12 protein-coding genes are annotated in these 11,419 nt (G+C 72.8%); 10 read left to right on the top strand and 2 right to left on the bottom strand.

Features of this window, described 5'->3' with window-relative positions:
- Positions 1-31 precede the first annotated feature (31 nt).
- Both FNH05_RS20965 and mftR read right to left on the bottom strand, forming a co-directional pair.
- On the bottom strand, positions 32-880 hold the full coding sequence (locus FNH05_RS20965) for a class I SAM-dependent methyltransferase (RefSeq protein WP_144590412.1): 849 nt from the start codon (positions 878-880) through the stop codon (positions 32-34).
- Positions 881-928: 48 nt separating this feature from the next.
- Positions 929-1,519 carry a mycofactocin system transcriptional regulator gene (mftR, locus tag FNH05_RS20960; RefSeq protein WP_246127865.1) on the bottom strand — a complete coding sequence of 197 codons (591 nt, stop codon included), beginning with the start codon at positions 1,517-1,519 and terminating at the stop codon, positions 929-931.
- An 81-nt stretch (positions 1,520-1,600) separates the two neighbouring features.
- On the opposite strand from mftR, the gene mftA reads away from it, so the two are divergent.
- The 10 genes from mftA (at position 1,601) to FNH05_RS20910 (ending at position 11,312) form a co-directional block, all read left to right on the top strand.
- Complete coding sequence (gene mftA / locus FNH05_RS20955; protein ID WP_144590410.1) at positions 1,601-1,705, top strand: mycofactocin precursor MftA; 105 nt, start codon at positions 1,601-1,603, stop codon at positions 1,703-1,705.
- Between the two features lie 26 nt (positions 1,706-1,731).
- Positions 1,732-1,995, top strand: a complete 264-nt coding sequence (gene mftB, locus FNH05_RS20950; protein ID WP_144590409.1) for a mycofactocin biosynthesis chaperone MftB — start codon at positions 1,732-1,734, stop codon at positions 1,993-1,995.
- A 70-nt stretch (positions 1,996-2,065) separates the two neighbouring features.
- The gene (mftC, locus tag FNH05_RS20945; RefSeq protein ID WP_144590408.1) at positions 2,066-3,247 is read left to right on the top strand and encodes a mycofactocin radical SAM maturase; all 1,182 of its coding nucleotides are present in this window, start codon (positions 2,066-2,068) and stop codon (positions 3,245-3,247) included.
- A complete protein-coding gene (locus tag FNH05_RS20940) occupies positions 3,244-5,136 on the top strand; it encodes a mycofactocin system FadH/OYE family oxidoreductase 1 (protein ID WP_144590407.1) in 1,893 nt (630 codons plus the stop codon). The genes mftC and FNH05_RS20940 overlap by 4 nt, the downstream gene beginning before the upstream one ends.
- Positions 5,133-7,091 carry a mycofactocin system FadH/OYE family oxidoreductase 2 gene (locus FNH05_RS20935; protein WP_144590406.1) on the top strand — a complete coding sequence of 653 codons (1,959 nt, stop codon included), beginning with the start codon at positions 5,133-5,135 and terminating at the stop codon, positions 7,089-7,091. The genes FNH05_RS20940 and FNH05_RS20935 overlap by 4 nt, the downstream gene beginning before the upstream one ends.
- Positions 7,088-8,020: a mycofactocin-associated electron transfer flavoprotein alpha subunit gene (locus tag FNH05_RS20930; RefSeq protein ID WP_144590405.1), complete on the top strand. Its 933-nt coding sequence runs from the start codon at positions 7,088-7,090 to the stop codon at positions 8,018-8,020. The genes FNH05_RS20935 and FNH05_RS20930 overlap by 4 nt, the downstream gene beginning before the upstream one ends.
- Positions 8,017-9,390 (top strand): FAD-dependent oxidoreductase, encoded by a 1,374-nt coding sequence (locus FNH05_RS20925; RefSeq protein WP_144590404.1) that lies wholly within the window; start codon positions 8,017-8,019, stop codon positions 9,388-9,390. Before FNH05_RS20930 ends, FNH05_RS20925 begins: the two co-directional genes overlap by 4 nt.
- Entirely contained in the window at positions 9,387-9,686 is a 300-nt protein-coding gene (locus FNH05_RS20920; RefSeq protein ID WP_144590403.1) for a ferredoxin family protein, read from the top strand. The genes FNH05_RS20925 and FNH05_RS20920 overlap by 4 nt, the downstream gene beginning before the upstream one ends.
- 7 nt (positions 9,687-9,693) lie before the next feature.
- Entirely contained in the window at positions 9,694-10,533 is an 840-nt protein-coding gene (locus tag FNH05_RS20915; protein WP_144590402.1) for a mycofactocin-associated electron transfer flavoprotein beta subunit, read from the top strand.
- Positions 10,530-11,312, top strand: coding sequence for a mycofactocin-coupled SDR family oxidoreductase (locus FNH05_RS20910; RefSeq protein WP_144590401.1), 783 nt, complete (start codon positions 10,530-10,532; stop codon positions 11,310-11,312). The genes FNH05_RS20915 and FNH05_RS20910 overlap by 4 nt, the downstream gene beginning before the upstream one ends.
- Positions 11,313-11,419 lie beyond the last annotated feature (107 nt).

The raw sequence follows: 11,419 nt of genomic DNA, 5'->3' as shown, positions 1-11,419 counted from the left end.
CCCCAGCCCCTCCGGGGAGGAGGGAGGGGCGTCAGGTCCGGGCGTCGATGATGTGGGGGAGGCGCGCGCCGGCGGTGTCGAGGCCGGACGCCGGGTGGTCGGTCGCGGGCCGCACCTCGGCGGCGGGGAAACCCGCCTCGTGCAGGGCGGCGATGGCCGCGGCGGGATCGGCGAAGGGGTGGTGTACGCGCCCCCGGACGGCGACCGCGATCATGCCGGTGCCGAGCCGCGGTGCCAGTGCCCAGCCGTGCGGGGCGGGGACCAGGTCGGCGAAATAGGCCCCGACGGGGAAGCGCCGCAGCACGGTCGCGAAACGGCCCCACATCCGTCGTACCGTCGCCGTGTCGAAGTAGTTCAGCAGCCCTTCGGTGACTATGGCGGTGCCGGTGTCCTCGTCCAGGGTGCGGGCGAGGGAGGCGAGGCTGTCCGGCCCGTCTTCGCGCAGCGCGTCGACGACGGCGACGCGGGGGGCCTGCCCGCCCAGCCGGGCCAGCAGCCGCCGCTTGCGGGAGGCCATCCCCGGCAGGTCCGCCTCCACGTAGGTCAGTTTGTCCCCGTACCGCCGGGTGAACCGCCACCCGCGGGCGGACAGCCCGGCGGCGATCTCGACCACCTGGCCGATTTCGCCCCGTTCGATCGGGCCGGCCAGTAGCGCGTCGAGCACCCGGTGGCGGGCCAGGAGCAGATCCTCGAAGGTCGGCCCGCCGAGCAGCCTGCTGGCCGTCATCGCCGGCTCGAGCGCGTGGTAGAAGAGCCTGCCCTCGGGGGTGGCCAGCGCGGCGGGCGCCAGTCCGTTGCGGACCCAGACGTAGCCGGTGTAGTGCCCGGTCGGGCTGATCGCCTCGGATCCGCGGGCGAGCAGGGTGTCACCGATGGCCATCGCGTTCCCGCCCCTTCCGGCTCCGCCTCCCGGATGCCAGTGTGCCCGTCAGCGGATCGCGGCGCCGAGTTCGGTCAGCCCCGCGGCCAGCAGGTCGGCCAGGTCGGACTCCGGCGACCGCAGCCACTGTTCGTAGGCGGCCAGCGCGATGCCCAGTACGGCGTACGCGATGGCTTGGGGTGCAAGGGAGTCCGGGGTGATGCCGAGCCGTCCGGCGACGAATTCGGCGAGGACCTGCCGCCAGTCGGCGTACCGCAGCGCGGAATGCGCCTGCAGCGCGGGCGTGGTGAGGATGAGTTCCATCCGCCGCCGGTGCCAGGGCGCCTCCTCGGGCGGGATGCGGTTGAAGTCCACCAGCGCCGAGCGGATCGCCTCGAACAGCGGGAGTTCGGGCGGGTAGCCGGTGAGCCGCTTGCGCATCCGCTGCAGTTCCCCGTCGAAGTCACCCCAGGCGATGTCGTTCTTGGACGGGAAGTACCGGAAGAAGGTCCGCCGCCCGATTCCCGCGGCGCGCGCGATGTCGTCGATCGTGGTGCGTTCGAATCCCTGACGGGCGAACAGTTCGAAGGCGGCGTGTTCGACCTCGGCGCGTGAGGTGATCGGCCTGCGCCCGGACCGCGTTGTCAGCGGATCGCTCATGACCCCTTCCATTCGGCACTCGGTGCCATTATTCTCGGTGACGCCGGTCGCATCGAGGCGACCCGACGAAGGGAGCATCCCATGTCCGAGGCACAGCAGGCTCCGCAGGCGCGCGAAGACGCTCTGGTGGAAGAGGATCTGCTCGTCGAGGAGGTCTCCATCGACGGCATGTGCGGCGTCTACTGAGCCCGTCCGCCGAGCCCCCGTTGTCCATGTTCGAACCCGATCAGCCTTACCGGTGCTCACCACGGGTCGCGCTCCGGCCGGAACCGTTCGGCGCGCTCGCCTACGACTTCGGCACCCGAAGGCTTTCGTTCCTGAAAACCCCCATGCTCGTCGAGGTGGTCCGCGGTCTCGCGGACCAGCCCGACGTGCATGCCGCGCTGGACGCGGCCGGAGTGCCGGACGACCAGCGCCCCGGCTATCTGAAGGCGCTGGCCGGCCTCGCGGAGACCGGCACCATCGAACGGCGCTGACCACGCCGGAAACAGTGCCGGATCCGTGCCGGTCCGGCGCTGCCGAATCCCCGATCGAGAAGGACGTGCGATGAAGCTCGTCGAGCACTTCAAGCATGGGCTCAACTCGCCCATCTGCCTGACCTGGGAACTCACCTACGCCTGCAATCTGTCCTGCGTGCACTGTCTTTCCTCGTCCGGCAGACGGGATCCGAGGGAGCTGAGCACCCAGGAGTGCAAGGCGGTCATCGACGAGCTGCAGCGCATGCAGGTCTTCTACGTCAACATCGGCGGCGGTGAGCCCACCGTGCGCCCGGACTTCTGGGAACTCGTCGAGTACGCCGTGAACCACCAGGTGGGGGTGAAGTTCTCCACCAACGGCGTCAAACTCACCCCGGAACGGGCCCGGTGGCTCGCCGCGACCGACTACGTGGACGTGCAGATCTCGCTCGACGGGGCCACCGCCGAGGTCAACGATGCGGTACGCGGCCCCGGCTCGTACGACACCGCGATCCGCGCCATGACGAACCTGGCCGACGCCGGTTTCCGCGATTTCAAGCTCAGCGTGGTGATGACGCGCCAGAACGTCGGCCAGCTCGACCGGTTCGCCGAGATCGCCGACACCTACGGCGCGCAACTGCGGATCACGCGGCTGCGGCCCTCCGGCCGCGGCGCCGACGTGTGGGACGAACTGCACCCGACTGCCGAGCAGCAGCTCGAGCTGTACCACTGGCTCGTCGCGCGCGGCGAGAAGGTGCTCACCGGCGACTCGTTCTTCCACCTCAACGCGCTCGGGTCGGACCCGTTGCCGGGCCTGAACCTGTGCGGGGCGGGCCGGGTGGTGTGCCTGATCGACCCGGTCGGCGACGTCTACGCCTGCCCGTTCGCCATCCACCAGGAGTTCCTGGCGGGCAACGTGCGGGACGAGGGCGGTTTCGCTCGCGTGTGGACGGAGTCGGAGCTGTTCACCCGGCTGCGCGGGCCGCAGACCGGGGGCGCCTGCACGTCGTGCTCGGCGTACGACTCCTGCCAGGGCGGCTGCATGGCCGCCAAGTTCTTCACCGGCCTGCCGCTCGATGGCCCGGACCCGGAATGCGTGCAGGGCCACGGGGAACGCGCGCTGCAGACCGTGGGCGCGCCCCCGCCCCGGTCCGATGTGGACCATTCGCACCGCAAGCGGCGGGCGGTCCCGGTCGCGATCGGCTTCGGTCCGCCCCAGGGCGGACGGCCGGACCGGGCGTGTGACACCAGTCCACTCGCCGGTCTCCGGTGAGCGCGCTCACCGCCCCGGTCGAGCTGGCCGGACGGACGGCGCCGAGCCGCGTCCTGTTCGGCCCGCACGAGACGAACCTCGCCCGCGGCAGGGTGTTCTCCGACCGGCACGTCGCCTACTACCGCACCCGCGCCGCGGGCGGTGCGGGGATCGTGGTCACCGAGACCGCGAGCGTGCACGACTCCGACTGGCCGTACGAGCGGGCACCGCTCGCCGCGCTCGCCGGACCCGGCTGGTCCTCCATTGTGGACGCCTGCCGTCCGCACGGGACGCTCGTGCTGGCCGGGCTCGGGCACGCCGGTTCCCAGGGCTCCTCGGCCTACAGCCAGTCCGCGCTGTGGGCGCCGTCGCGCGTGCCGGACGTGGCGAGCCGGGAACTGCCGATGGAAATGGAAGAGGCGGACATCGCCGCGCTGGTGGCCGGTTTCGCCGATGCCGCCGCGCTCGCCGCGGAGTCCGGAATGGACGGTGTCGAGATCGATGCCGGGCAGTACTCGCTGCTGAGGCAGTTCGCGTCGGGGCTGACCAACCAGCGCGGCGACGCCTACGGCGCCGACCGTTCCCTGCTGCTGCGCGAGGTGCTCGGCGTGGTACGGGAAGCTCTGGGAGAGGGCCGTGTGGTGGGCCTTCGGTTGTCGTGCGACGAACTGGCCCCGTGGGCCGGGATCACCCCGGAGCAGGCCGCCGTGCTCGTCCGTGACCTCGCCGGCCTTGTCGACTACCTGGTGCCGGTGCGGGGTTCGGCGATGAGCTCGTCGGCCACCCGGCCGGACCTGCACACCGAACCGGGGTTCAACCTCGACCTGTGCCGCGGGATCACCGAGGCGGTCGACGGGCGGACGCGGACCGTGCTGCAGGGCAGTGTGGTCGATCCCGGCCAGGCCGGGCGGGCGCTCGGCGACGGGGTCGCCGACCTGGTCGAGATGACCCGTGCGCAGATCGCCGATCCGGAACTGGTCGCCAAGGTGCGGTCCGGCGCCGCGGTACGTCCGTGTGTGCTGTCCAACCAGAAATGCCGCGTGCGCGACAACCGCAACCCGATCGTCGCCTGCATCGGCGAACCCCGCAGCGGCCACGAGACCGAGGACCCCGCGCCCACCGGGACGGACGCGCCGCGTGCGGTGCTGGTGATCGGCGGCGGCCCGGCCGGGCTGGAGGCGGCTCGCGTGCTCGCGCTGCGCGGGCATCGCGTCGAACTGGCCGAACGCTCCGACCGCCTTGGCGGCCTGCTGCGCGTGGCCGCGAAGGTCGGCGGCCGGGAACGGCTGGCGCGGCTGGCCGACTGGCTGGAGGGCGAGGTGCGCCGCCTCGGGGTGCGCATCTCCACCGGGGTCGAGGTGAGCGCACCGGACCGGGAGGCGATCGTGGCCACCGGATCGGTGGCCGGGCCCCGGAACTACACCGTCCACGGGGGCACCGTGCTCGACGTCGTGGACCTGCTGTCCGGGGCGGCGCTGCCGGACGGGCCGGTGGTGGTGGCCGACCCGGTGGGCGACTACGTGGGCGCCGGGGTCGCGGAGCTGCTGGCCGCCCAGGGCAGGCAGACCGCGATCGTGAGCCAGGACCAGGTGATCGGCACCCAGCTGGCGCTCACCGGCGATCTCGCCGACGCGAACGCGAGGCTGCAGCGGGCCGGGGTGGCACTCGCCAAGCGGTCGGTGCTGCGTGAGGTGCACGACGGTCACGTCGTGCTCCAGGACCGGTTCACCGCGCAGCGGCGCGAGCTGCCCTGCGCGGTCGTGATCCACTGTGGACACAGGCTGCCGGACGAGACCCTCGGCGGCCGGTGGCGCGCGGGCGACTGCGTGGCTCCCCGCACCGTGCACGAAGCGATCCTGGAGGGCCGTCGCGCGGCGATGGCGCTGTCCCGGGAAGGAATCCTGCTATGACCGGCGGTCGGTACAAGTACCTGTTCGCCCCGCTGCGGGTCGGTCCGCTGGTGGTGCGCAACCGGATCGTGTTCTCCGCGCACCTGACCAACTACGCGGCCGAAGGGCTGCCCAGCGAGCAGCACGCCGAGTACTACGCCGCCCGTGCGGCGGGCGGTGCCGGCCTGATCATCACCGAGGAACACTCGACGCACCGGACGGACTGGCCGTACGAGAAGCTGATCCACGGCTTCCACCGTTCGGTAGTCCCGGGCTACCGCCGCATCACCGAGGCGGTCCACGCGCACGGGGTGCCGATCCTCGCCCAGCTCAACCACAACGGCGGGCAGGCCTCGTCGATGTATTCGCGGCTGCCGGTCTGGGCACCCTCGCCGGTGCCCGACCCCATGTTCCGCGAGGTGCCCAAGGCCATCGACACCCACGAGATCGCCGAGGTGGTCGCCGGATACGGCACCGTCGCGGGGCACTGCGCCGAGGGCGGTTTCGACGGGGTGGAACTGCAGTGCTCGCATTCCTCGATCGTGCGGGGATTCCTGTCCCCGGCGACGAACCTGCGCACCGACGCCTACGGCGGTTCGCTGGCCAACCGGGCGCGCATCCTGCTGGAGATCATCGACGCGGTGCGCGAGGCGATCGGGCCGGGCCGCGCGCTCGGTGTGCGGCTGTGCGGTGACGAGCTGATCGAGGGCGGCACGACGATCGGCGAAGCGGTCGAGGTGGCCAGGATGGTGGAGGCGACCGGGAAGGTCGACTACATCAACACCTCGATCGGGGTGGCCACCTCCACCCTGTTCATGATCGAGGCCTCGATGGCCATCCCGCCCGGGTACGCGCTGTTCATCTCCAACGCCATCCGGCAGGCCGTGCGGCTGCCGGTGATCGGGGTGGGCCGGATCAAGGACCCGGTGCAGGCCGAACGGGCGCTCGCCGAGGGGCACTGCGATCTGGTCGGCGTGGTCCGCGGGCAGATCGCCGACGCCGACTTCGTGGCCAAGGCGCGGGCGGGCCACGCCACCGAGATCCGCACCTGCCTGTCCTGCAACCAGGAGTGCGTCGGCCGGATGGGGCTCAACCGCTGGCTGGGCTGCATCGAAAACCCGCGCACCGGCCGGGAAAGCGTCCCGTTGCCCCCGCCGGGCCCGCGGCCGAAGCGGGTGCTGGTGGTGGGCGGCGGGCCCGCGGGGCTGCAGGCCGCTTCCACGGCCGCGCAGCGCGGGCACCACGTGACCCTGTTCGAACGCCGGGAGCACACCGGCGGGCAGGTCGCGCTGGCCGCGAGCGTGCCCAGCCGCGCCGAATTCCTCGACGTGGTCCGGAACCTGCTCGCCGAATGCCAGCGCTACGGCGTGGACGTCAAGACCGGCGCCGAGGTCACCGCGGACGAACTGCGCGCCGAGGCGCCGGACGCGGTGGTGCTGGCCACCGGGGCGAAACCGCAGGCGCCGTACTGGGCGGGCGGGCTGGACCGGGTGGTGGACGTGCGCGACGTGCTGGAGGGCCGCGCGGCGCCCGAGGGCGAGGTCGTCGTGATCGACGATCTCGGGTTCCACCAGGCGACCTCGGTCGCCGAACTGCTCGCCGACCGCGGCTGCCGGGTCCGGATCTCGACCTCCGGCATGGTGGTCGGCCAGGACCTCGGCATCACCCTGGACATGGAGACGTTCAACGTGCGGGCCCACGCCAAGGGAATTTCCCAGCACACCGACGAGGTCGTGCTCGGTGCGTCCGAAAAGGACGGACGGGTCGCACTGCAGGTGCTCACCCACACCACGGGCACCACCACCGAGCTCGAATGCGACTGGGTGGTGTGCGCGACGCATCAGGCCCCCGAGGACGAGCTGTGGCAGCAGCTCAGGGACGCCCCGTTCCCGGTGCACCGGGCCGGGGATTGCCTGACCCCGCGCCGCGCCCACGCCGCGGTGATCGAAGGACACCGGGCGGGGGTGGCCCTGTGAACGGACCTGTGCACACGATCGCCGTCATCGTCGTGCGGGACGGGGTGCTGCCGCTGGGCGCGGACGAGACGGTCGCGGAGGCCGGTGGGGAAGCGCTGCTGGTCGGCACCGGCGTGAAGGAGGCCGCGGGCGAGCTGGTCTCCCTGCGGAACGGACGGCTGGCCGAGAACGGCTTGTTCGCCCCCGGCCGCTGGGCGCGGCAACTGGCCGCCGTGCTGTCCCGCACCGAGCGGATCCTGCTGCCCTCCTCACCGGACGGCCGCGATCTGGCGCCCCGGCTGGCCGCCGGACTGGGGCGGCCGCTGCTGCCCGGTGCGATCCGGGTGACCGGCGACGGGGCGGAGCTGGCCCGCTGGGACGACCGCGCCTGCGTCAGGTTGGCCGTGGACGGCCCCTTCGTGGCCACCCTGCGGCCCGGGGCACGAGGCGCCGCTCCCGCCGGGGAACCGGCCGTGCTCACCGAACTGGCGCTGCCAGAGCCGGACGGCACACCGGACGTGACCGTGCTGGAGGTCCTGGATCCCGAGCCGGGCACGGTGGATCTGGCCGAGGCACCGCGGATCTTCGGCGCCGGGGCCGGGCTCGGGCACGGCGAACTCGACGGCCCGGCGGTCGTCGGCCTGCTGGGCCGGGTGGCCTCGGTCGTGGGGGCCTCGGTCGGCGCGACCCGCGTGGTCACCGACGCGGGCTGGACCGGTTACCAGCGCCAGATCGGCACCACCGGGGTGGTGGTCAAGCCCGAGCTGTACGTGGCGTTCGGCATTTCCGGGGCCGCGCAGCACATCGGCGGGCTCGGCGCTCCGGCGCACGTGGTGAGCATCAACATCGATCCTTCGTGCCCGATGACCGCGATGGCGGACCTGGGCATCGTCGCGGACGCGCAGGCCGTGCTGCTCGAACTGGCCCGAATGCTGGAGGTGCGGTCATGACCCACGCGGGTCCCGGTTCGAAGTCCGTGGTGCTCGGCGAGGACGAGCTCACCGCGACCGCGGCGACCCCGGTGTTCGACGTGGTGGTGGTCGGCGCCGGGCCTGCCGGTTCGGCCGCGGCGCTGGAGGCCGCCAGGGCCGGACTGTCCGTCGCGCTGGTCGAGCGCGGCCCGTTTCCGGGGGCCAAGAACGTCTACGGCGGCGTGGTCTACGGCCGCGTCCTCGACGAGCTGATCCCCCGGTGGTGGGAGCGGATGCCGGTGCAGCGCTGGGTGACCCGGCGCTCGACGATGGTGATGACCCCGTCCCAGGCGCTCACCGTCGACTTCCGCACCGAGGACTGGGGCCGCCCCCCGTACAACGGGGCGACCGCGTTCCGGGCGGATCTCGACGGCTGGCTCGCGGAGCAGGCGGTGGAAGCGGGCGCGGTGCTGGTGACCTCCACCGTGGTCACCGGGCTGCTGAAGGATGCCTCAGGGGCGGTGGCCGGGGTGCGCACGGACCGGCCCGACGGCGATCTCAGGGCCCGGGTGGTGATCGCCTGCGACGGCGTGAACTCGTTCCTGGCCAAGGAAGCCGGGATGTTCCCGGACGAGCACCAGGCCGAGCACCTCACCCTGGGCGTGAAGCAGACACTGGCGCTGCCCCGCGAAACCCTCGAAGAACGGTTCGCGATCAGCGGCCGCGACGGGGTGGACATCGAGATGCTCGGCTGCACGCGCGGCATCCCCGGCGGTGGTTTCCTCTACACCAACCTCGAATCGATCAGCCTCGGCGTGGTGCTCGGGCTGACCGGGGTGCGCGAGGCGAAGACCCGCCCGGAGGAGATCCTGGCCGAACTCAAGCGGCATCCGGCGATCGCCCCGCTGATCCGGGGCGGCGAGCAGATCGAGTACTCGGCGCACCTCATCCCGGAGGGCGGCTACCGGTCGATGCCGGAGCTGGCCGGGGACGGCATCCTGATCGCCGGGGACGCCGCGGCGATGTGCCTGGCGGCCGGGATCTGGCTGGAGGGCGTCAACTTCGCGCTCGGCGCCGGGATGTACGCGGGCCGGGCCGCGGCGGCCGCGATCGGCGCCGGGGACACCTCGCGGCGTGGGCTGGCCGGATACCGGAAGATGCTGGAGTCCTCGTTCGTCCTGGCCGACCACCGCAGGCTGCGGGACTTCCCCGGGCTGGTGCTGTCGGACCGGATGCAGCGGAACTACCCCGGCCTGGTGTGCGATCTGGTCCAGGGAATGTTCCAGGTGGACAATCCGCGGCCGAAACCGGGGTTGCGCAGGCTCCTGCGGCGCAGCGCCAAGGACAACGGGGTCCGCCTGCGGGATCTCGTCCGTGACACCTGGACCGGAATGCGAGGACTGCGATGACCGACCGGCGTTACCAGGAACGGGCGTTCGACGACGTGATGTCCACTGTGGAGTTCCGGGTGGCCGAACGCCCGCACATCACCGTGGACACCGAGATCTGCCGTTCCTGCACCACCAAGGCGTGCGTGCACGCCTGTCCGGCCGACCTGTTCGTGCCGACCAGCGAGGGCGGCATCCTGTTCAACTACGAACAGTGCTTCGAATGCGGCACCTGCTACCAGATCTGCAACAACGAGGGTGCGATCAGCTGGAGCTACCCGGACGGCGGCCACGGCGTCGTCTTCAGGAAGGGATGAGACGAGAATGCTGGTCGCGGCTGCTCTGCGCTGGAGTGACCAGCGCGCGTCGGTGGACCCGCTCACCGGTGAGGTGCGCACCGACGCCAGGACCAGTGGGGCCTCGGCCGCCGACCGGGCCGCGCTGGAACACGCGTTGCGGCTCGCCGAAGCGTTCGGTGGCCGGTGCCTCGCGGTGACGGTCGGGCCCCCGGCGGCGGAGGAGATGCTGCGGGAGGCGCTGGCCGCCGGGGCGCACGAGGTGCTGCGGATCGAGGGGCCGGAGCCGGGCCGGACGGTCGGTGAGGACGGGCACGACACCGCCCGTCTGCTGGCCGCCGGTCTGCCGGCCCGGCCGGACATCGTGGTCTGCGGCGACCGTTCCGCCGATCGCGGAACCGGCGGCACCCCCGCGTTCCTCGCGCACGAACTGGGGGCCTGCCAGGCGCTCGGCCTGCTGGAGCTGAGCGTGGAGGACGGCCGGTTGCGGGCGCTGCGGCGGCTCGACGGCGGGCGGCGGGAACGGCTGGCCGTGAGCCTGCCCGCGGTCTGCTCGGTGGAACCGGCGGGCACGCTGCTACGGCGTGCCCCCCTGCCCGCCGTGCTCGCCGCGCGGCGCGCCGAGGTGCCCGCCGTAGCCCCTGTGGACGCCGCGTCCGGGCACGGTCCCGATGGTGTGGTGCGGCCGTACCGGCCTCGTCCCCGTGCCCTGCCCGCCCCGGCAGGCGCCGAACCGCACCAGCGGTTGCTCGCGCTCACCGGTGCGCTCGTGGAACGCACGCCACCGAAGGTGCTCCGGCCGCCGACCCCCGCCGAGGCGGCCCGCGAGCTGCTGGACTACCTGCGCGAACGCGGGTACCTGTCGTGAGCCGGGTCGCCGTGGTCACCGGGGCGGCCCGCGGGATCGGCGCCGCCGTGGTGGACCGGCTCGCCGTCGACGGCTGGCGGGTGGTCGCGGTGGACGTGTGCGCGGACCTTCCCGGCGCGCGGTATCCGTTGGCGCGGCGGGAGGAGCTCGCGGCACTGGCGCACCGCTGGCCGGGTTCGGTCCTCGACGTGGTGGCCGACGTGCGGGACCCCGCGGCGCTGACCGAGGCCGTCGCGCTCGCCGAGCGCGAGTTCGGCGGCCTGGACGCCGCGGTCGCCGCCGCGGCGCTCATGGCGGGCGGAAAACCGTTGTGGGAGACCGAAGACGCCGAATGGGACGCGCTGTTCGACACCGGGGTGCGCGGGGTGTTCAACCTGGCCCGCGCCGCCGTCCCGGCGCTGCTGCGCCGCGGACAGCCCCGCTCGGGCCGGTTCGTCGCGCTCGCTTCGGCGGCGGCGCACCGGGGGCTGTGGCATCTGGCGGGGTACAACGCGGCCAAGCACGCGGTGGTCGGGCTGATCCGGGGCCTGGCCACGGATCTGCGCGGCACCGGGGTGACCGCCACGGCGGTGTCGCCCGGCTCCACCCGCACCGCGATGCTCGACGCCACCGCGGACCTCTACGACCTCGGCGACGTCGAGGAGTTCGCACAGCACCAGCTCGTGGAACGGCTGCTCGAACCGGACGAGGTGGCGGCGGCTGTCTGCTGGCTGTGCGGCGAACAGGCCTCGGCGATCACCGGCACCGTCGTGCACGCCGACGGAGGCTTCACGGCGTGAAACTCTGGTTGCGGTTCGATCCGGGCACGCGGAGCTTCGGCCGGGTGCTCGTCGGAGGTGCGCCGCTGCGGGTGCTCCGGCTGTCCGAGGCGGGCGCGGATCTGGTG

The sequence above is a fragment of the Amycolatopsis rhizosphaerae genome (assembly GCF_007713715.1).
Classification (GTDB): Bacteria; Actinomycetota; Actinomycetes; order Mycobacteriales; family Pseudonocardiaceae; genus Amycolatopsis_E; species Amycolatopsis_E rhizosphaerae.
This window is presented reverse-complemented; position numbering and strand designations above follow the sequence as displayed.

Bases quoted from the DNA above. Each gene is read 5' to 3' on its own strand.
- FNH05_RS20965 (WP_144590412.1), bottom strand. From the start codon at position 880: ATGGCCATCGGTGACACCCTGCTCGCCCGCGGATCCGAGGCGATCAGC.
- mftR (WP_246127865.1), bottom strand. From the start codon at position 1,519: ATGAGCGATCCGCTGACAACGCGGTCCGGGCGCAGGCCGATCACCTCA.
- mftA (WP_144590410.1), top strand. From the start codon at position 1,601: ATGTCCGAGGCACAGCAGGCTCCGCAGGCGCGCGAAGACGCTCTGGTG.
- mftB (WP_144590409.1), top strand. From the start codon at position 1,732: ATGTTCGAACCCGATCAGCCTTACCGGTGCTCACCACGGGTCGCGCTC.
- mftC (WP_144590408.1), top strand. From the start codon at position 2,066: ATGAAGCTCGTCGAGCACTTCAAGCATGGGCTCAACTCGCCCATCTGC.
- FNH05_RS20935 (WP_144590406.1), top strand. From the start codon at position 5,133: ATGACCGGCGGTCGGTACAAGTACCTGTTCGCCCCGCTGCGGGTCGGT.
- FNH05_RS20925 (WP_144590404.1), top strand. From the start codon at position 8,017: ATGACCCACGCGGGTCCCGGTTCGAAGTCCGTGGTGCTCGGCGAGGAC.
- FNH05_RS20920 (WP_144590403.1), top strand. From the start codon at position 9,387: ATGACCGACCGGCGTTACCAGGAACGGGCGTTCGACGACGTGATGTCC.
- FNH05_RS20915 (WP_144590402.1), top strand. From the start codon at position 9,694: ATGCTGGTCGCGGCTGCTCTGCGCTGGAGTGACCAGCGCGCGTCGGTG.